Source organism: Pseudomonas botevensis (genome assembly GCF_019145475.1).
Classification (GTDB): Bacteria; Pseudomonadota; Gammaproteobacteria; order Pseudomonadales; family Pseudomonadaceae; genus Aquipseudomonas; species Aquipseudomonas botevensis.
The window spans coordinates 74,154-94,048 of sequence record NZ_JAHTKI010000026.1; the positions used below are offsets into that span (position 1 = coordinate 74,154).

The 19,895-nt window shown below is 63.1% G+C and carries 18 protein-coding genes; 10 read left to right on the plus strand and 8 right to left on the minus strand.

Features of this window, described 5'->3' with window-relative positions:
* Position 1 precedes the first annotated feature (1 nt).
* The 6 genes from tssG to tssB all read right to left on the minus strand — a co-directional run bounded on the left by tssG (position 2) and on the right by tssB (position 5,868).
* Positions 2-1,027, minus strand: a complete 1,026-nt coding sequence (gene tssG / locus KVQ74_RS25415; protein WP_217834113.1) for a type VI secretion system baseplate subunit TssG — start codon at positions 1,025-1,027, stop codon at positions 2-4.
* Entirely contained in the window at positions 991-2,799 is a 1,809-nt protein-coding gene (gene tssF / locus KVQ74_RS25420) for a type VI secretion system baseplate subunit TssF (RefSeq protein ID WP_217834114.1), read from the minus strand. Before tssF ends, tssG begins: the two co-directional genes overlap by 37 nt.
* Positions 2,783-3,226: a type VI secretion system baseplate subunit TssE gene (tssE, locus tag KVQ74_RS25425; RefSeq protein WP_217834115.1), complete on the minus strand. Its 444-nt coding sequence runs from the start codon at positions 3,224-3,226 to the stop codon at positions 2,783-2,785. The genes tssF and tssE overlap by 17 nt, the downstream gene beginning before the upstream one ends.
* Before the next feature lie 15 nt (positions 3,227-3,241).
* Positions 3,242-3,739, minus strand: a complete 498-nt coding sequence (locus KVQ74_RS25430) for an Hcp family type VI secretion system effector (RefSeq protein WP_217834116.1) — start codon at positions 3,737-3,739, stop codon at positions 3,242-3,244.
* 75 nt (positions 3,740-3,814) lie between these two features.
* Positions 3,815-5,296, minus strand: a complete 1,482-nt coding sequence (gene tssC, locus KVQ74_RS25435) for a type VI secretion system contractile sheath large subunit (protein WP_217834117.1) — start codon at positions 5,294-5,296, stop codon at positions 3,815-3,817.
* A 29-nt stretch (positions 5,297-5,325) separates the two neighbouring features.
* Entirely contained in the window at positions 5,326-5,868 is a 543-nt protein-coding gene (gene tssB, locus KVQ74_RS25440) for a type VI secretion system contractile sheath small subunit (RefSeq protein ID WP_217834118.1), read from the minus strand.
* Positions 5,869-6,096: 228 nt separating this feature from the next.
* Here tssB and KVQ74_RS25445 point away from each other — a divergent pair, with 228 nt between their 5' ends.
* From KVQ74_RS25445 to tssA, 5 genes are read left to right on the plus strand one after another with little or no spacing between them, the layout of a single operon-like run.
* On the plus strand, positions 6,097-6,543 hold the full coding sequence (locus tag KVQ74_RS25445) for a type VI secretion protein (RefSeq protein ID WP_217834119.1): 447 nt from the start codon (positions 6,097-6,099) through the stop codon (positions 6,541-6,543).
* A gap of 58 nt (positions 6,544-6,601) precedes the next feature.
* A complete protein-coding gene (tssK, locus tag KVQ74_RS25450; protein WP_217834120.1) occupies positions 6,602-7,933 on the plus strand; it encodes a type VI secretion system baseplate subunit TssK in 1,332 nt (443 codons plus the stop codon).
* 18 nt (positions 7,934-7,951) lie between these two features.
* Entirely contained in the window at positions 7,952-8,728 is a 777-nt protein-coding gene (locus tag KVQ74_RS25455; RefSeq protein WP_217834121.1) for a DotU/TssL family secretion system protein, read from the plus strand.
* Entirely contained in the window at positions 8,725-12,552 is a 3,828-nt protein-coding gene (locus KVQ74_RS25460; RefSeq protein ID WP_217834122.1) for a type VI secretion system protein, read from the plus strand. Before KVQ74_RS25455 ends, KVQ74_RS25460 begins: the two co-directional genes overlap by 4 nt.
* Positions 12,549-13,637 (plus strand): type VI secretion system protein TssA, encoded by a 1,089-nt coding sequence (gene tssA / locus KVQ74_RS25465; RefSeq protein WP_217834123.1) that lies wholly within the window; start codon positions 12,549-12,551, stop codon positions 13,635-13,637. Before KVQ74_RS25460 ends, tssA begins: the two co-directional genes overlap by 4 nt.
* Here tssA and KVQ74_RS25470 read toward each other — a convergent pair.
* Positions 13,634-14,602 carry a 2-hydroxyacid dehydrogenase gene (locus tag KVQ74_RS25470; RefSeq protein WP_217834124.1) on the minus strand — a complete coding sequence of 323 codons (969 nt, stop codon included), beginning with the start codon at positions 14,600-14,602 and terminating at the stop codon, positions 13,634-13,636. The genes tssA and KVQ74_RS25470 overlap by 4 nt on opposite strands.
* Before the next feature lie 147 nt (positions 14,603-14,749).
* A complete protein-coding gene (locus KVQ74_RS25475; protein WP_217834125.1) occupies positions 14,750-15,133 on the minus strand; it encodes a tautomerase family protein in 384 nt (127 codons plus the stop codon).
* 286 nt (positions 15,134-15,419) lie between these two features.
* Here KVQ74_RS25475 and KVQ74_RS25480 point away from each other — a divergent pair, with 286 nt between their 5' ends.
* From KVQ74_RS25480 to KVQ74_RS25500, 5 genes are all read left to right on the plus strand, one after another.
* Positions 15,420-15,614: a hypothetical protein gene (locus KVQ74_RS25480; RefSeq protein ID WP_217834126.1), complete on the plus strand. Its 195-nt coding sequence runs from the start codon at positions 15,420-15,422 to the stop codon at positions 15,612-15,614.
* Between the two features lie 68 nt (positions 15,615-15,682).
* Positions 15,683-15,865 (plus strand): hypothetical protein, encoded by a 183-nt coding sequence (locus tag KVQ74_RS25485; protein WP_217834127.1) that lies wholly within the window; start codon positions 15,683-15,685, stop codon positions 15,863-15,865.
* Positions 15,866-16,116: 251 nt separating this feature from the next.
* On the plus strand, positions 16,117-17,397 hold the full coding sequence (locus tag KVQ74_RS25490) for an HAAAP family serine/threonine permease (RefSeq protein ID WP_217834128.1): 1,281 nt from the start codon (positions 16,117-16,119) through the stop codon (positions 17,395-17,397).
* A 149-nt stretch (positions 17,398-17,546) separates the two neighbouring features.
* Positions 17,547-18,164: a ParB-like protein gene (locus KVQ74_RS25495; RefSeq protein WP_217834129.1), complete on the plus strand. Its 618-nt coding sequence runs from the start codon at positions 17,547-17,549 to the stop codon at positions 18,162-18,164.
* Positions 18,165-18,168: 4 nt separating this feature from the next.
* Complete coding sequence (locus KVQ74_RS25500; protein WP_217834130.1) at positions 18,169-19,815, plus strand: SulP family inorganic anion transporter; 1,647 nt, start codon at positions 18,169-18,171, stop codon at positions 19,813-19,815.
* Positions 19,816-19,895 lie beyond the last annotated feature (80 nt).

Below are 19,895 nucleotides of genomic sequence, written 5' to 3' on the forward strand. Positions count from 1 at the left end.
GTCAGGTGATCTCCAGCTGACGAAGACGGGTTTCGATCCGCTGCACCGCGAGGCTGGCCTGACGTTGCAGACCACCGTTCCAGCTCAGCAGGGCCGGGGCCTGGCGACCGAGTTTGATTGGCCCTGCACCGCGCACCAGCAGCACCAGTGTCACGTCCAGATCGGGGCCGAAGTACAACCCGGCGAGACTCGCCAGTGCCGGATGTGCTTCGCCGTCCGGCAGAAAGCGCCCGGCCTGGGCTGAAGGCAACGGGCCGAGAGTCAGGCGAATCCCGGCGTGTTCGTCCCAGACCCGGGAACCCGCCACGGCCGTGCGCCCAAGTTGCAGATTGCGTCCGCCGGGTTTCATCACGCTGCGGCTGGCCGGCGGAATCTCGCGCCAGGCGCCTTCGTAGGCGCTCAGCTCGACCGGCACTTCAAACTGCTCGCGCACAATCGCGGCGAACCCCGCGAGCGAGCGGCGACCATCGGCAAACAGCGCGGTGCAGGCCAGCACCGCGCAGTCGGGAACGGCCTGACGCTCTTGCAGCGACTTGGGCAACAACCCGGTCAGGGCGCGCAATTGCGCCTGCACCGGCGAGGCGCCGGGTGTCACGAAGCCCAGGGCGATCCGGTGTTTGCGCATCACTTTGTAGAGCAGGCTGAGCAGCCGATGCTGGAACAGGTCGAGGAACTCGGCAGGCGCATGATCCCTGGCCCGCGCCCGTTGTTGCAGCCATTCCTGATAGGCGTAGGGCAGCGGGCCGTCGGGGCCGCCGAGGCCGAACATCGGCGTGTCGAGGGTCAGCGGTTCGCCCGGCTCTTCACGCAGGTTTTCGATCTGGCTGGCGGCGAACACGGGCGTCAGCGGCCCGCGCAGTTTCAATGCCTCGGCTTGCGGTGACGTGCCGGAACCGAGGGAATCGGCCTGCGGCTGTTCGCGCTCGAGCAGCAACAAGGCCTGCAACCATTCGAACGCCTGCGGATCGCGGCGCAGTCGTTGGCCCAGGGTCAGAGCGACAGGGGCATGCCGGCTTGGGGTTGCCATGCCTTGACCTCCTTGTCTGCCTGCATCAGCACCGTGCGCACGAAGCGGTTAGCCGTGGCGTACAGCGAAAAAAACTGTGCCAGTACCGCGCAAAACAGCACCGCACTGCTGCCGACGAAATGCTGCGGGTCGAGTTGCAATTGCACCTCCAGACCATTGCGCCAACCACGCCACGCGTCAGCACCGACATGGCCGATCACCCGCTCGCAACTGAGGCTCAGCAGGCCCTCGATTTGCCGCAGGGCGCTGGATTCGTCGCGCAGGTTATGCAGTTGCAGAATCTCTTTCAGCGCATCGAGCGCCTGCGGGCCTTCGACCAGTGACAGGTGATTGAGGGTCAATTGCGACACTAGGCGCCAGCGCGATTCGCCGTCCAGGCGCGGCAGGCTCTGTGGGGTCGGCGGGTTGCGCAAGCGTGCCCAGGCCACCGGCCCTGGTCGCTCGAAACCCAGCGGCGTTCCGGCCGGCAGGCTCTGCGCGAGGTGGCGGTTGGTGCAGAGCAGTTCGGCGGTGAGGCTGTAGTCGGGCAGGTCGGTTTGTGGATTGAACCGGGTGTCGACCACGCTGATCAGCAGATCGCTGCCGAGCCGGTTCGGGGTCATGCCGCTGACCCGCCGCGCATGCCAGTAACGCTGTTGATCGCCGCCGCTGTGCTGGCTGCCGTAATACGCCGGCAGGCGTTGCACCCCGGCGCTGGAGCTGGCGCGCATACCGCGAATGCTGTGGATCTCGACGCTGTTTTCCCGATGGCTGTCGGCGATCAAACGGTATTCGCTGCGGGTGCCGTCGGGGCGCAGCGGCTCCGAGGTACGCGGGAACAGATTGATCACCGGGGCACAGCCGAGGGCGATGTCGCTGGCCTGCAAATGCAGACGACTGGCCGGAGCACGGTCGAAAACGATGTACAGATAAAGCGTCTGGCTGTCGCTGGAGGCACCGTCCAGCGGCAGGTCGAAAAAGTGGAATTTCTCCGGGAAGGCAAAGTACTCCGCCAGCAGGCGCATACCCGGATGCACGCCGTCCTCGTCCGGCAGCAATACCTCCTCGTCGGCGAACCCGACGACTTGCGGTAGTCCCTTCAGCGTCAGCGGAATGCTCCCCGGCGTACCGCCAAGCACTTGCACCGCATGGGCGCCGAGCAAGTCATACAGGCAAGCGTTGATCACCGGCGACGCCGCCAGATGAATGCGCAGTTTTTCGGTGCCGGTGTTGAGGCGCGTGAGCTCTGACCATTGCGTCTCGCCGAGGCAACGCAGGCTCAGGCGCAAGGCCGAACGAGCCTGTGCGACGCCGGTCAGTGCCTGGGCCTCATCGCTGCCGAGCAGCAGGGCTTCGCTCACGTCGATCGGCCACAGGCGCACGGCGGCGCTGGTGCGAAAGTGAATGCTCTCGCCCTGGCTGGTGGTGACGAACAGCGGCGTGTCCCGGGGCAGCGGATAGCCGCCGTCGAGTTTGCCTTTGCCTGGGTCGGGTTGGAACTGGACGATGGCGCACGATGGCAGCGGGCGCATCGCCAACGGATAGAGTTGTTCGAGCAGGGCGTCGCTGAACTCGGCGTAGTCGTCATCGAGCCGTCGTTGCAGGCGCGCGGCGAGCAGGGCGAAACCCTCCAGCAAACGTTCGACGTGCGGATCGGGGCATTCGCCGGGCGACAGTTCCAGGCGTCGCGCGACTTTCGGATAACGCTCGGCGAACTGGCCGCCGGCATGTCGCAGCCAGGTCAGTTCACGTTGGTAATAGTCGAGCAGTTGCGGGTCAATCGAGTCGCTCATGGCGCACCTCCAGCCCCTGGCCACCGGGCTCGATGACAAACGCCACCGGCCAGTGCCGCTGGCCGCTGCGCAGCTCGCCGACCAGGCGAATGCTCAACTGCTGCGGCTGCGCCGGCAGAGGATTGACCTGAACCTCGCCCAGACGCAGGCGCGGTTCGAAATGGTTGACGGCCTCGCGGATGTCCCGCGCCAGGCGTCGACGATCATCGCTGCGCTGTTGCTGCAGGGCACTCCAGTCGGCGATGCCGTAATCGATCACGCTGGGCGGGGAGGTGAGCGTCCGTGGGCCACGGCGGGTGTTGAACAGCCGCGCCAGTTCGGTGTGTACCGAGTCGAGCAGCGCTTGCAGATCGAACGCCTGCGCGACGTCGGCTTCGCCGGACGCGAGGCGTTCGAACAGCGGTGCAAGGAGGCCGGTGCCAGCCATGGCCGGGGCGTCCGCTTAACTGACCAGCTTGTTGGCGGCCATGTCCCAGGTCGCGGCGGCCGTGCCTTCCTTGGTGCCGTCGTCTTTCTGTGCGGTGAGCTCCCATTTGATCTTGGTGAAGTTCAGGGACAGGGTTTCCACCGGTTTGCCACCGGTGCCGCCGCTGACGCTGACGTTGGAAATCACCACGTTGGTCAGGGTGTAGATGATGAACGGCAGCAGTTTGCCGCTGCCCTCGGCGGCGTTGCGGCCGATGGTGATCTTGGCCTCCGGAATCGGCTTGCCGGCGCAGCAGTATTCGTTGAGGGACGGGGTGGAGGTGTCGACGAACTTGGTCAGGGTGAACTCGCCGACGTGAGGTTTGCCCGAGGTCCGCTCCGAGTTGCTGACGTCGTTGGTCACTTGCATCGCGACGTTGTGGCTGTAGGACATGACTTCGATCTTGTCCGTGTAGCCCTCGAGCAGGCTGTCGCCTTTGATGTCGCCGCCGAGGTCGAGAATGATTGCATCCATCGCTTGAAACTCCTGAAGGTTATCGCGCTAGACAAACGGTTGACGCCCGCAGGCCAGGCCTGCGGGCGGTGACGGTCAGGCCGCTACCGGAGGTGGCAGGGTGGCGACCAGGCGGATCGACGCGGTCAGCTCTTCGAGCTGGAAGTGCGGCCGCAGGAACACCGTGGCCCGATAGGCGCCAGGCTTGCCGGCGACTTCGGTGACGTCCACCCGCGCCTCGCGCAACGGGTACTGCGCCTTGATTTCCTGCGGCGCGTTGTCGTTGATCAGCACGTAGTCGGCGATCCAGTTGTTGAGGTAGCTCTGCACGTTGTCGCGGGTCATGAAGCTGCCGACTTTGTCGCGCATGATGACCTTCAGGTAATGGGCGAAACGCGAGGCCGCGAGCACGTACGGCAGCATCGCCGAGATGCGCGCGTTGGCGTTGGCCTCGTTGGTGTTGTAGACCTTGGATTTGTTGGTGGTCTGGCCGCCGAAGAACACCGCGATGTCGCTGTTCTTCTTGTGGCACAGGGCGATGAAACCGAGGTCGTTGAGCTCTTTTTCCCGGCGGTCGGTGATCGCCACTTCGGTCGGGCATTTGAGCGACAGATCGCCAGAGCTGGTGCGGAAGGTGTGTGCCGGCAGGCCCTCGACCGCGCCGCCGCCTTCGGCGCCGCGAATCGCCGCGCACCAGCCGTACTTGGCAAAGGCTTCGGTGATGCGTTGCGACAGCGCCCAGGCAGCGTTGCCCCACAGGTATTTGCTGTGGTCGGTGCCGTTGACGTCTTCGACGTAGTTGATGCCTTCCACCGGCGAGGTGTCCGGGCCGTATGGCAGGCGCAGCAGGAAGTGCGGCAACACCAGCGACACGTAGCGCGAATCTTCGCTTTCCCGGAACGAGCGCCATTTGATCAGTTCCTGGCTCTCGAACACTTTCGACAGGTCGCGGGGAACGGCCAGTTCGGTGAAACTGTTCATGTCGAACAGCCGTGGGCTGGCGGCGGCAATGAACGGTGCGTGTGCGGCGGCGGCGACGTTCGAGAGTTTTTCCAGCAGGCCGATGTCCTGCGGGTGCCGGCCGAAGGTGTAGTCGCCCACCAGCAGGCTGAACGGATGGCCGCCGAAGGTGCCGTATTCCTCTTCGTAGATCTTCTTGAACAGCGAGCTCTGGTCGAATTCGACGGCTTTTTCCAGGTCGTTCTGCAGCTCTTTCTGGGTCACGTTGAGCAGCCGCAGTTTGAGCCGGGTGCTGGTTTCGGTGTTCTGCACCAGCATGTGCAGGCCGCGCCAGGACGCTTCGAGTTTTTGCAGGTCCGGGTGGTGCAGCACTTCGTTGAGCTGGGCGCTGATCAGCTCGTCGATCTGGCTGATGCGGTCGTTGATCATCGCCACGGTGTCCTTGTCGATGGCCATGCCTTCGTCGAGAACCTGGGTGGCGAATTCCGCGAGCATGTCGCGGGCGTAATCCTGCTGGCTGTCGTCATGGGCCATGCGGCCCTCGGCGATGATCTTGTCCAGCAGTGACAAAGTCTGGGTCGAGCCTTCACTGGCTTCATTCTGGGCTGCGGCGGGCATGGCGGATTCTCCCTCGTTCAAGTGGACGATCAGGCTTGCGGTTCGGCCGGGGCTTCGGCATCAGCGGCCGGGACAGCGGTGTCCGGGCGGGCCGACTTGATCTCTTGCAAGCCTTCGGTGTTGGCGATGACGTCGCGCAACAGCTTGTCCAGATCATCGTTGCCGTCGAGTTTGGTCAGCAGGTCGCGCAGGCGCTGGCGAGCCTCGAACAGACGGCGCAGCGGGGTGACTTGCTCCACCACCTTGACCGGGTCGAAATCGTCGATGTGTTTGAAGTTCAGCTCGATGTTGAGCTTGCTGTCGTCGCCGGTGAGGGTGTTGTTGACTTGCAGCGTGGCGCGGGGGGCGATGGAGGCGAGCACTTCGTTGAAATTGTCGCGGTCGATTTCGGTAAAGCGCCGCTCATTCAGTTTCGGCAATGGCTCAAGAGGTTTGCCGGACAGGTCGGACAGGATCCCGACCACCAGCGGCAATTCCTTTTTCTCGATGGCATTGCCGATTTCGACGTCGTAGGTGATTTGCACCCGAGGCGGGCGAACCCGGTCGAGCTTGTGCTGGGTACTTTCTGCCATGTCGGCGGACTCCGATGCGATGAGCGGGCGCAATGCATCGGGGTGGCCCGCTCATCGCTTTCCCTTGCTGGACCACAGGTTAGAAAGGGAGGCAGATGACCTGTCGTTCCTTTGACAAACCTTCCACATTCGGCTGTAGGAACCGAACTACCCAAGACGCTAGAACAGGTCTATAAAAATGCAAGCGAAAAACATTTTTGGACTGTCGCGAGAAAAGGAAAATTCATTTTGAATGCACGTTTTTTTGCTGCCCTTTTGTTCGTGTGTCTGTCGGGCTGTTCGTTGTTCGGGCCGAAGGTCGACCTCGACAGCCTGACCCTCGATGTCGCGCCCAGGGCCAACGACGACACCCCCATCGCCGTGGACTTCATCGCGGTCAACGACCCGGACCTGCTCAAGCAACTGTCGGGCATCAGTGCCAGCCAGTGGTTCGCCGGACGCGAGCAGTACCAGCGCGACTATCGTCAACTGATGAGCGTGTGGGGACTGGAGCTGGTGCCGGGGCAATTCATCGACCGTCAACCCTTCCCGCTGGGGGGCAAGCGGGCGGCTGGACTTTTGGTCTTCGCCAGCTATAACACACCCGGAGCGCACCGCTTGCGGCTGGACGACCAGAGCGAGGCGTGGCTGAAGTTCGACAGCCGCGAGATGAGCCTGGTCAGCACCGAGCACTGAGCCTCGCACACGCAATTACCGTACGCCGCCAGGTTGCGGCGCAGTCGAAGGGAGTCGTATGAGTCTGCTACCTGACGCGGTTTGCTGGCATGAAGGCATGCAGTTGCTGCCGCAGCATTTTCAGTTGCAGGGGCTGCGCGCCGAGGCGCTGGTGGCGCACGCGGCGCAGGCGTGCAACCCGTGGTTCTTCGGGGTCGGTCACATGGAATTCGACCCCTCGGCGATGAGCGCCGGGGTGGTGCGCGTGGTATCGCTGCAAGGGACGATGCCCGATGGTTTGCCGGTCAATCTGCAGGCCGGTGTCGGCCCGGCGCTGGAGCTGGATGTCGGCCCGTCGATCAGCGAAACCGACGACGCCACCGTCACCGTTTACCTGGCGATCAGCCCGTTGTGGCGCGCCGGGCAACTGCTCCCGCTCAAGGGGCGGTTGCAGTCGCTGGTGGGGGAGGCGCTGCCGGATCTCACCAGCGGCGAGTTCCCCGAGTCGATCACAGTGTGGCGGCCGAATCCGCGCCTGTGTACGCAACTGACCAAGGCGGATTCGATCTGTCTGCCGCTGCTGAAGATCCGCAAGGAGGGCGGCGGTTTCCTGCCGTTGCCCTACACGCCGCCGACGCCGATCCTGTTGCCTGAATCACCGCTGGGCCGACGAGTCGCCGGGCTGTGTGCGCGGGCTCGGGAGAAGTGTCTGTTTCTCGGCGGGCGTCTGCGTCAGGCGCAGCAGGCCGGCAATCAGGACGATGCCCTGGAGATCCGCCGCCAGTTGACCGCGTTGTGGGCGCGACTGCCGGAAGTCGAAGGCACGCTCAACAGTCGCGTCGCCCATCCGCAAACCCTGTATGGGCAATTGCTCGGGCTGGCCGGTGCCTGGTCGGCGCTCGATCTGCTGGCCGGTGTGCCGGCGTTCGCGCCGCTGGATTTCTACGAGTTGCAGCGCGGCTACGGGCAAGTCCTCGACTGGCTGGAAACCACCCTGGAACTGATCCGCGCCGGCTATCGCAGCCTGCCGTTCGAACGCGGCGAGCAAGGGTTTTCCATCGAGTTGCCGGACGATCAGCCGAGCCAGCGTCTGGTCATCGGTCTGCGCATGCCCAACGGTGCCAGCGAACAGGCGGCCGGCGACTGGTTGCGTGGCGCGATCATTGCCTCGGCGCCGCACATCGCCTTGCTCAGCCGCCAACGCATGAGCGGCCTGACGCACCAGGCCATGAGCCGCAGCGAGCAGGTGGCCTACAGCGTCGGCGACGATACCCGGTTGTTTGTGGTCACCGCCGAAGGGACCTGGTTCGACGCCCAACTGCCGCTGGTGATCGCGGCGCCGGTGGCCCGACTCACCAGCAGTCCGTGGCAGGTCGTGCTGTTTGTTGCCCAGACCAGTGAAAGTGCCTGATTACACAAGGAACGCTGTATGTCTGAAGGGAATGGCGGGTCCGGGACAAGAAACCTGAGCGTGCAGGACGCGCCCTTGAGCAGCGCATTCCGCGAGGCGTGGCAGCAGTGGTCGCGGGACTGGAGCCAGTTGCCCAAGGACAGCGAGGACGAAGCGGCGCTGGTGGAAACGGTGGTCGAACTCTCGACCCAAGGCTCGCAGCGGTTATGGCGAACGGCGTACTCACGGGTCGGCGATTCGGCGACCGAGCAGGTCAAGGCGCTGGTCTACGCCTTCGTCGCGCTGGTCGATGAAACCCTGTTGTTCAGCCCGTGGCCCGGTCAGTCGGCGTGGCAGGACAAGCCTTTGGAGTCGCGTCTGTACAGCAGCCGTCAGGCCGGTGAGCAAGTGCCGGCGGCGATTCAAACCCTGCTCGACGAACAACAACCCACCACCCGCGATCTGGCGAACGTGTATCTGCTGTGCCTGATTCTCGGTTTTCACGGGCGCTTGCGTGGTGAGCAGAGTCAGGTGCAGCGGGAGAAATGGCGTCTGGCGCTGTTCACTTTTGCCTGGCAGGAAGAGGCGGACTACGCCGATGTCAGCCAGCGTCTGACGCAACCTGCGCAGACTCCGCCGCTGCAATTGCCGGTGCGCACGGCGTTGCCTGACGGCTTTCGTCTGGCGCTGGGCATTCTGGCGTTGATGATGTTGCTGACCGGGCTCGGTCATGTGCTGTGGCGCGACATCCGCATGGAGCTGGAACCGGTGTTGCAGATGACCGATGCCGTGCCGGCGCCGGAGCAAGACTCATGAGCACCCTGACGCTTGTCGCGTGGGTGCTGGCGATCCTTCTGTTATTGGCGCTGGTGGCCGTCGCAGTATGGTGGCTACGCACGCGCAGTGGCGCGGCGATCCGCAGTTTTTATGCGGCGGTGCGGCACATGGAGCAAGAGCAGGGCAGCCACGACCGTTATCAATTGCCCTGGCTGCTGATGCTCGGCGACGAAAACCAGGGCACGCAACTGGTCGCCGAATGGCGCTTGCAACCCACCGACAAACCGGCGTGGTTCGGCCGCTGGTGGTCGGATCCCGAGGGCGCGGTGCTGGTGGTGCCGCAGGCGCTGTTCCTGCCGGAAGACGGCATGCATTTGCAGCGTGGCGGCTGGTGGCGAGTGCTCGGACTGATCCTGCGTCTGCGCAGCAAGCGACCGCTGGACGGGGTGATCTGGACGGTGCCGGTCAGTCGTCTGGGCAATCTGGAACAAGCCACCACTTTGGGGCTGGCGGCGCGTCGACGGTTCATCGATCTGCTGCAGCGCTTCGGCCTGAGTCTGCCGGTGTACGTGGTGATCACCGGGCTTGAGGAGTTGCCGGGGTTTCAGGAACTGATCGCCGCGTTGCCCGAAGAGGCTCGGGAGCGAACCCTGGGCTGGTCGTCGCCCTACGCGCGCGATGCGGTGTGGCAGGGGCAGTGGAGCGATCAGGCGCTGGATCGGCTGCACCGGGCGGTGGCGGAAGCGGTGGTGGAAATCGGCACTTTGTCCGGGCAACTGAGCGCCGATCTGTTCGCTTTGCCGGAGCGCCTGGAGACCTTGCGTCGGGGTTTGCAGAATGTGCTGGAACCGGTGTTTCAGGGCAACGCTCAAGGCGAGGCGCCGTGTTTTCGCGGAGTGTATTTGAGCGCCAATCAGGCGTCCGAAGATGCCCGTGACGGCTTCAGCGCCGACGACAGCGGCTTGCAGGAAAGCGCCTTCATGCGCCAGTTGTGGCGCCAGCGTCTGGTGGGTGAGCGCGGTCTGGCCCAGGGCGTGCCGCGTCTGTTGCGTTTGCGTCAGCGCTGGCAACGGCTGACCGTCGGCGTGGCGCTGGTGGTCGGGGTGATCTGGGGCGTGGCGATGGTGTGGGTGTGGCACGCGTCGGTCAAGGATGCCCACGAACTGGCGCGGCTGCTGCAAGGCGCGCAAAAAAATTACGTGGCGGTCACTGACGAGGCGCATCGGGTCGAACCGACCCGGCGCAACGTGCAGAGCTTCTGGCGGGTACTGGAACGGGCGCCGCGCTGGGATTACGCCTCGCTGGTGTTTCCGACGTCGTGGTTTTCCTCGCTGGACAGCCGTCTCGAACAGGAGCTGTTGCAGTCCTCCCGGCGCCATATCCTGACCCCGCTGCATGAGTTGCTGACGGCGGAGCTGGTGAAGATCAAGGCGATTCGCAGCACCGACCGGCGCGCCAGCGTCGAAAGCGAAGACCCGGCGCAATGGCAGAACTATCAGAAGGCCACGGATTTGGTGGACCGCGCGTTGCGCCTGGAACAGCAGAACCAGTTGTTCAGTCAGGTGCAGAACAATCAGCGGGTGCCGCTGGAGGATCTGGTGCAACTGAGCAACAACGCGCTGTCGCTCAATCTCAATGCCGGCGCCTTGCCCCATGCCGCGTTCTACAACCGCTTGCTGGTGGCCGGCGCCGGGGATAGCGGGGAATTGCAGGCGCTGGACTTGAGTGCCGAGCGGCCGTTGATCACCAGCAATTTTTCCGGATTGATGGAGCGCTGGCTCGATCAGTATTTCCTCGCCGACAACTTCGTCAGCAAGGCCGGCTACCTCAAGTTGCACCTCGAACAACTGGAAGTCGGCAGCGGCAACAGCCTGCGCGAACTGGAAGACCTGCGGGCGCTGGTCGACGACTTGCAGGCGGCCATCGCCCTGACCAATTCGGCGTGGGGGCGTGGCAAGGGCCAGGAACTGGTGCCGGGTTATCGCGAGCTGCTGGACAAGGTGCGCAAAAGTGCCTTGCTGGGGCCGGCGGTCGAGCAACAACTGGAGGCACAGGCCGCGCGGTTGCAGCAAAGTTTTCGCGATCAGTGGATCGCCCAGGTCGGCTCCCGGGGCAATCTGCTGGTGCAGCAGGGCAGCGGGCAACTGACGTTGCAAGAGCATGTGGTGAAGCTGGACAACGCGGTGCAGTCACTGTTCAAGCGTGACTTCGTGTCGATTGCCTTGCGTGCCAGTCAGGACAATGTCGACCTGCAAGGCCAGGTCGTGGACGGCGATGACCTCAACACCTCGCTGAGCTACTTCGCCAGCTACAAGAGTTATATCGCCGAAGAACTGCCGCGCATTCCGCCGGTGTATCGCGGCGCGTTGCTGCAAGCCGCCGAGAACGCGGCGGCCCAGGCGATGTGGCTGAGCCTCAAGGATCACAACGACCAGACGCAGTCTTACGCGGTGTTCAACGTTCAGGCCGAACAGGCGATGGCCCTGCAAAAAGCCTTCGTCGAGGTGCACCGCACGGATCTGGCGGCGCGCCTGCAAAGTGCCCTGAACCGTCGGGCGATGGGGCAGATTGTCAGTGGGCTGGATGAAATCACCGCGCAGCCGCTGTTCGGTGGCCGCGCCGAAATCAGCCAGTGGGACGGCTCGAAAAACCTCGGCTTGCAGTTGTACGGCGCCAGTGACGTGCAGGACTTGAAGCTCGGCCTCAAGCAGCAGTTCAACACCATGCTCGGCATCACCGAACGTCGCACCCCGGCGCTGCAATGGCTCAAGACCCAGCAGGGGAATCTTTCGGCCCTGGACTATGAGCGGGTCACCCAGTTCAGCGCGCTCAACGATGAATTGCTCAAATACAAGGATTCCAACCCCGCCAGCTCGCCGGCGCAGATCGAGCAACTGGTCAGCCGCGACTTCATCGAAATGGACACCAACTCCTGCGTGCAGATGTTGCAGACCGCCAATCTGACGGGCGGACGCGGCACCCTGGCGATGCGCGCGGTGGAACTGCAACAGTCGGCGCTGCAACGTTGCCAGTTCCTGCAACAACAGCAGGCCGCCGCCGCGTGGAATGAGTTGGCCAATTACTTCAATCAGTACCTGGCCGACCGTTTCCCCTTCGCCAACGGTGTGCAGGCCCAGGATGCCGACCCGGCGCGGGTTCAGCATCTGCTCGAACTGATCGACAAGCGCTTGCCGGTGGCCCAGGCCGGACTGGTGATGAGTCAGGCGCCGGAGCGGTTGGCGGCCGAGGACTTTCTCAACCGTTTGAAACAGAGCGCGACCTGGCTCACGCCGCTGTTCGTGCGCGACAAGAGCGGCATTCTGGGCGTCGAGCTGGACGTGCGCTGGCGCACCGACCGTGAGGAGGAAAAGGGCGCCGATCAGGTGATCGCGTGGGGCTTGTTGTCGGGCAATCAGCAGGTCAACTACCCCGCCGGCGAGCAACCGAATCTGCGCTGGATGGTCGGCCAGCCGATTCGCCTGACCTTGCGCTGGGCACGCAACGGCAAGGATCGGCCGGTCAATGACCCGTCGCAACCGAACCTGGTGGTGCGCGACCTTGAGGCGGGTTGGGAGTACGGCGGGCCGTGGTCGTTGTTGCGGCTGATGCGCGCGCACTTTTCGGTGCAGCGTCAGCCGAGCATGGACTACACCGACTTTCCGTTGAGCCTGCGCCTGCCGGTCACCGCGCAGACCGACAGCGTCACCAACGAATTCACCCGGATGTTCGTGCGCCTGTCATTGATGAGCCAGGGCTCGAAACTGCCGTTGTCCATCGCACCGCCGCCAACCCGTGCGCCGCGCTCGCCGTTTCAGGTGACCGGCACGACGGCGGCCATTGAAACCCGGGAGGAGGGGCTGTGAGCCTGCCATCGACCACGTTGCCGGACCCGATCGAACAACTGCTCGCGCCGATCAGCAGCGAAGCGCCCTGCGGTGTGGATCTGCGCTATGAGCGTGAGTTCGACCAGTTGCGCGACCTGCGCCGCGAGGACGACGCCAGCCTGCCGACCGGCGTCTGGCAATCGACCCTGAAACGGGCGAGCTGGCCCGAAGTCGAGAAACTGACCACGAGCCTGTTGCTGGAGCGCAGCAAGGACCTGATGCTCAGCGCCTGGCTCGGCGAGGCCTGGCTGCACTTGCAAGCGCTGGATGGTTTGCCCGGCAGCCTGGCGCTGATCGCCGGTCTGTGCGAGCGTTACCCCGAGCAGCTGTATCCCCGGGCCGAGGACGGCGATCAGTCGTGGCGGGTGATTCCGCTGGAATGGCTGGTGCGTCGCTACAGTGAAATCCTGCTGACCCGGGTGCCGCTGTTCGGCACGCGCAACAGCGATTTCGAGGCGTACACCCTTGAAGCCTGGCGTCGCTTGCAGCTCCAGCAAGTGCAGGTCAACGACAGCAAGAATGCCAAGACCTCGGCGGAAACCGCTCGCAGCGAACAGAAGAAGCTCAGCGATCAGATCCGCGTCACGCCGATGGCGTTCTGGCTGCGCACCCAGGGCAATCTGCTGCTGAGCCTGCAACACCTGCAACGCCTCGACACATGGTGCGATGCGTACCTGGGCGATCAGGGGCCGGGGCTGCGACCGTTGCAGGAAACCATTCAAGCGTTGTTGACGCTGGTTCAGGAGTTTATCGCCATGCACCCACAGCAACCGGTGACAACACCCGCGCCCGCGCCGGAGGTCGTCACGCAACCGGACGAGGAAACCGCCCCTGTCCCGCAAGCGGCGCAGGTGTTCCGTGAGCCGGCCAGCCGGGAAGAGGCCTACCGACAACTGCTGCTGATCGCCGAATACCTGGCCCGCACCGAACCCCACAGCCCGGTGCCATATCTGATCCGGCGCGGGGTGGAGTGGGGCAACAAGCCGTTAAGCGAATTGTTGGGCGAGCTGATTTCCGCCGACGCCGAGTCGCGTCGTTTGTGGACGTTGCTCGGCGTGCTTTAGTGCATGCGCTGATTGCTCAGCCTCGGTGGCAGCGCAAGGGGCGTCAGCACCGGTTCTCCGGAGAAGAATGCCACGAGGTTTTTCCCCACCAGTTCCACCGTGCCCTGGGTCGCTTCCGGTGACAGCCCGGCGACGTGCGGGGTGAGAATCACGTTGCCGAGGGTTTTCAGCGCATCCGGCACTTGCGGCTCGTGGTCGAAGACATCGAGCGCCGCACCGGCGATCCGCCGTTGTTCCAGAGCGCTGATCAGGTCGGCGGTGGCAATCACACTGGCGCGGGCGATGTTGACGATAAAACCGTCTGGCCCCAGCGCATCCAGCACCGGGCGGTTGACCAGGTGTTTGCTGCCGATCCCGCCCGGCGTCGCCACCACCAGGAAGTCCGACGCGCGGGCCAGTTCGGTCGGGGTCGAGCAGAACGCGTAGGGCACATCGCTGCGCACCTGGCGGTTGTGATAACTGATCTGCATGTCGAAGCCCTGGCCTGCTCGCCTGGCAATCGCCATCCCCACCGCACCGAGCCCGAGAATGCCCAGGCGTTTGCCGGCCAGGGACGGGCGCATGACTTTCGGCCACTCGCCCCGGCGCACGGCGGCGTCGCAACGGGGAATGTCACGTACCAGGGCCAGCAGCAGGGCCATGGCGTGGTCGGCCACCGACGAGGCGTTGACCCCGGCGCCGTTGGTCACTGTCAGGCCGCGATCACTGGCGGCTTGCAGATCCACCTGTTCGTAACCTGCGCCGATCACGCAGATGATCTTCAGCGCCGGCAGCGCATCGATTTCTTCGGCATACAGGCCCAGCGGGCCACGGGTCAGCACCGCATCGATGCGGCTGCCATGGGTGGCAATGGCCTGAGCACGTTCGGCGGGAGTCGGGGCGAGAATCAGGTGAAAGCCCTGTCGTTCAAGAATGGGCAGGTAGTCATTGATGGTTTCAACCAGTACCAGAACGGTTGCGGGCATTGCACGGCTCCTGAGATCGTCGGCTTTCGTACGCATTCGCTTCAGAGTGCTGATTCCCGGAGCGTTTGGCAATCGCCGGCGCCGGACTCGCACCAGCCAGTGTAGGGGCTGATGCGGATCTTCGGAGGGGCAGGACATTGCTGCTCGTCAGGTCACGTATTGGGCGACACCGTTGCCGAACGACCAGTTCTCTTTCTTCACTTCCACCAGATTGATGAACACGTCCTCCCGGCGCACGCCCAATTGGCTGTGCAGGCTGTCGGCGATGGTTTTGAACAGCAGCTGTTTCTTCTCCACGCTGCGGCCTTCGCTGATGGTGATCTGAATGAACACATTGCCGTCGCTGCGCGGGATGCCGAGGTACTGCGGGTCATAGATGAAGTGCTGGGCATCGTGTTCGGTGAGGATCTGGAAGTTGTCGTGTTCCGGCACATCGATGCAACGGCGCAGGGCGGCGTAAATCTGTTCGCCGATGCGCTTGGCGAAGGCGGGATCGGGGTTTTGTCTGATGTCGACGCGGACGAGGGGCATGAGCGGGTTCCTTGGGAGAGGGGCTTTTCTCACGCTAGATGATGTTGGGCGGATTGAAAGTATTTCGGTGTTTGATCGAGCGCTTTCAGGCGCAGGGGGTGGGTTGGTCATGGGGTGTTTTTTGTATGAGGCCGCCTACGCAGCTCACGGATTTTGCCTACGAAAACAGCAGATTCGTCCGCTATTCGTCAGGTGATGAACACGAAATGATGAGGCTGCCAAGGGAGGCTACCCACAGATGGACAAGCCCCTCTGAGCGGTCACTGCCATCAGCCAAGGAAGGCCAATGTATCTGGATGAACGCGAAAACGTCGAACTGGAAAAGCTGCAAACAGAAACCCGAAAACTCGCAGCGGAAAGATGCAAGCTTTTGGCGGAGCGAGCAAAACTGAAGCGGGAAACTGCTTTTTATCCACTTGTAGCGGGTGCTGGAGTCCTGGCGGCATGCGCTACTGCCTATGGACTTTTTCTCAAGCTGTAGGGGCGCCCGGTACGCCCGCATCACATTGCCAACAACGGTTCAAGTCACCCCCGAAAGAGGAAGTCAATATGAGCAAAGAAGAGCGCAGGGCCAGAATCGAACGACTGTATCAAGAGGAACTCGAGTTCCGGGAAGCCATGCAACCTTTTCATAAAGCTGAAATGCGTGAAGCGTTGTTGCTGTTTGGTCTTGGTATGTTGATGGCTGCGGTGGGACTTGTATTTGTTGTGCTGTTGGCCCGATTCATCTGAACCTTTTTACCTGTGTCCGGTTGATTCAATTGACTGAAAAACGACATTTTCCATTGCTGTAACCGACAGTTATTTTTCCAAAAACGACATGTCTTCAATCTGCACCGCACAACCATTCCTCAGCTAAGTCTTTGCTTCTGCTCATTTATCGCGGAGAATCGCGCCCCTGTTTCGGTTGCGACGTTTCTGTCGGTTTTTTCCGGCGCGTTTCGACTGAGTGGCAACTGACCGGAATGCGGAGATCCGACCGGATGAATGAGCAGGCCAATAGCGTCAACGAGCGCTATGAAGCGGCGGCACCAGCTGAACTTTCGAGCTGGAGTCGTCAGGACACCACCTGGATGTTGGGACTGTTTGGGACGGCCATCGGTGCCGGCACCCTGTTTTTGCCGATCAACGCAGGTCTGGGCGGCTTCTGGCCGTTGCTGATCCTCGCGGTGCTGGCCTTCCCGATGACGTTCTACGCACACCGCGGCCTGACCCGTTTTGTGCTTTCCGGTCGCGAAGGCGCCGACATCACTGAAGTGGTCGAAGAGCATTTCGGCATCAAGGCCGGCGCACTCATCACCTTGCTGTACTTCTTCGCCATCTTCCCGATCCTGCTGATCTACAGCGTCGGCCTGACCAACACGGTCGCCAGTTTCCTCGAACATCAATTGCACATCATGCCGCCGCCACGGGCGGTGCTGTCGTTTGTGCTGATCCTCGGCCTGCTGGCCGTGGTGCGTTGCGGCGAGCAGGCAATCGTCAAGGCCATGAGCCTGATGGTTTACCCGTTCATCGTTGCACTGCTGTTCCTTGCGGTGTACCTGATCCCCCACTGGAACGGCGGCATCCTCGCTACCGCTTCGCAAGTGCCGGCACCCTCGGCGCTGCTGCATACGCTGTGGCTGGCGATCCCGGTGATGGTGTTCTCGTTCAACCACTCGCCGATCATCTCGGCGTTTGCAGTGGACCAGAAGCGTCGTTATGGCGTCCATGCCGAACAGCGCAGCTCGCAGATCCTGTCCCGCGCCCACGCGCTGATGGTGCTGATGGTGCTGTTCTTCGTCTTCAGTTGCGTGCTGACCCTGTCGCCGGCGCAACTGGCTGAGGCGAAGGATCAGAACCTGTCGATCCTGTCGTACCTGGCCAACCACTTCAGCAATCCGACCATCGCGTTCGCCGCGCCGCTGATTGCCTTCGTGGCTATCTCCAAGTCGTTCCTCGGCCACTACATTGGTGCCAGCGAAGGCTTGAAGGGCCTGATCATCAAGAGCGGCAAGCGCCCGGGTGCCAAGGCCCTGGACCGCATCGTCGCAGCGGCGATGCTGGTGGTGTGCTGGATCGTGGCGACCCTCAACCCGAGCATTCTCGGCATGATCGAAACCGTCGGTGGCCCGGTCATCGCGGCGATTCTGTTCCTGATGCCGATGTACGCGATTCGCAAGGTGCCGGCGATGGCTCGCTATCGTGGCCAGGCGTCCAATGTCTTCGTCACGGCGGTAGGCCTGGTGGCGATTTCGGCGCTGGTCTACAAACTGGCTGTCTGATTGCCCCTGTGAATGAGCGAGTCTGCCGGCGTGTGCAGGCTCGCTCCCGCAGGTTGTTTTCAACATGACAGCCGGGTGCCTGATTCAGGGCACCCATCCCGAGGTATAAGCGACTACGCTTGGGAGGCACTTTCCACCGGAGATGCCTCATGCCTCGACCCCGCCCGCAATTGATCCGCGGCAAACTGGAAAAACTCCATCCCACCCAGCTGACGGTCGGCCTCGCCGAAGTCGCTGACAAACGCCAGGAATGGAAGCAACTCAAACGCAAGGAGCGGGCCGCCGCCCTGGATAACCACTGGTTTCCCTGCGTGCTGGGTGCTGAAGACGTCTACTACATCGTCGACCACCACCACTTTGGCCTCGCCCTGCTGGAAGAAGAGGTCAAGCGCGTGTCGTTGCTGGTGCTCAAGGATCTGTCGTTTGTCGATCCGGTGACGTTCTGGAACGTGATGAACTTCAACCAATGGGCGCATCCCTACGACAGCCGTGGCGTCAGGCGTACCTTCGAAGCCATTCCCCGGTCGATCGTCGACTTGCAGGATGACCCTTATCGCAGCCTCGCCGGCCAGTTGCGCAGGGCCGGTGGCTACGCCAAGGATGCCACGCCTTACAGCGAGTTCCTGTGGGCGGACTTTCTGCGTAGCCGCATTGCCAGTGATCAGATCGTCAATCAGGGTGCCAAATTGCAGGCCAAGGGCATGGCGCTGGTACGCAGTCAGGAGGCTCGGTATCTGCCGGGGTGGGTGGGGTCGATTGCCGACTGAACCCATGGGAGCCGCACCGGCGGCACAGGTCGATCGGCAAAGCCGGAGTCAGGATCTGCTCGCCGGGTTGTCGATTGCCGGACTGTTGCTGCCTGAGGCGGTGGCTTATTCCAGTATTGCCGCGTTGCCGCCTCAGGCCGGGGTGATCGCATTGTTCGCCGGCCTTCTGTGCTACGCACTGATGGGCACCAGCCGCTTTGCCGTGGTCTCGGCCACGTCTTCGTCGGCGGCGGTGCTGGCGGCGGCCACCGCTTCGCTGGCGGGTGGTGATCCGTCGTTGCGCCTGGGGCTGGCCGTTGGTCTGGTGATGATGACGGGCGTACTGTTTCTGCTCGCCGGACTGCTCAAGCTTGGCAGCGTCACGTCGTTTATTGCCAAGCCCGTGCTGCGCGGGTTTGCGCTGGGGTTGGCGGCGACCATCATTCTCAAGCAAGTGGCGAGCGTGGTGGACGTACACCTGACGGACAGCAACCTGATCCGTTTTCTGCCGCAGTTGCTGGAGCAATGGCCGCGATGGAATCTGGCTGGTGCGGGGGTTGCTGTGGCGGCGCTGCTGGTGCTGATGGCCTGTGCGCGGTTTCGCCGGGTCCCGGGCGGGTTGATAGTGGTGGCGTTGGGGGTGGCTGCCAGTCATTGGCTGAATCTGCCGGCTCACGGGGTGAAGCTGATCGGGGTCATCGACCTGAGCCTGGAAATGCCGCGTCTGCCGAACATGCCGTTCGCCGACTGGCTGCGACTCGGGGAACTGGCGTTTGCCATGGTGATGATTCTGTATGCCGAGTCCTATGGCTCGATCAGCTCGTTTGCCTTGAAGCACGGCGACAAGGTGTCGTCGAATCGCGATCTGCTGGCCCTCGGCGCCTCTAATCTGTTGTCCGGCCTGTTTCACGGCATGCCGGCCGGGGCCGGGTATTCGGCGACGTCTGCCAACGAGGCGGCAGGGGCCACGTCGCGGCTGGCGGGTGTGGTGGCGGCAGGGGTTGTGCTGCTGATCGTGCTGACCTTGCTGCCGTACATCGCCCTGACGCCGGAGCCGGTGCTGGCCGCGATTGTCATTCATGCCTTGGGCCGGGGGCTGAGCCTGCAACCGTTGGGTCGCTACTTTATCTGGCGACGGGACCGGGTACTGGTGATCTGCGCGGTGGCGGCGGTGCTGGTGCTGGGCGTGCTGGACGGGTTGCTGCTGGCCGTGGCGATCAGTGTCGTGCTGATGTTGAAGCAGATGTCCTCGGCGGATATCCAGGTGCTGGGGCAGATGGGTGGCGGGCATGACTATGTCGATGTGCAGCGCCATCCGGACGCCCGGGAAATTCCCGGAGTGCTGATCGTACGGCCGAGCGAGGCGCTGTTTTTCGCCAATGCGGAGCGGATTCTCGGCGCCGCTCTGAAGCTGGCACGGCGAGCGCCGCAGGTGCATGCGGTCGTTCTCAGCCTGGAGGAGTCGCCGGATCTGGACGGCACCAGTATCGAGGCGCTGGAGGCGTTTTTCTTGCAGATACGAGCCGAGGACAAGCTGCTGATCCTGGCGCGGCTCAAGCACCAGGCGCAGGGCGTACTGGCGCAATTGCCCGAGCAGGAGCGTAAGCATGTGTTGCTCAGTGACTTGAGTGTGGACGGAGCAGTGCAGCAGGCGCTCAAGTTGCAGGCGTGAAGTCCTGGCAGGGTTTATTCGGGGCATAAAAAAAACGCCGCCCATCTCACGATGGGCGGCGTTTTTCATTGCCTTGCAGC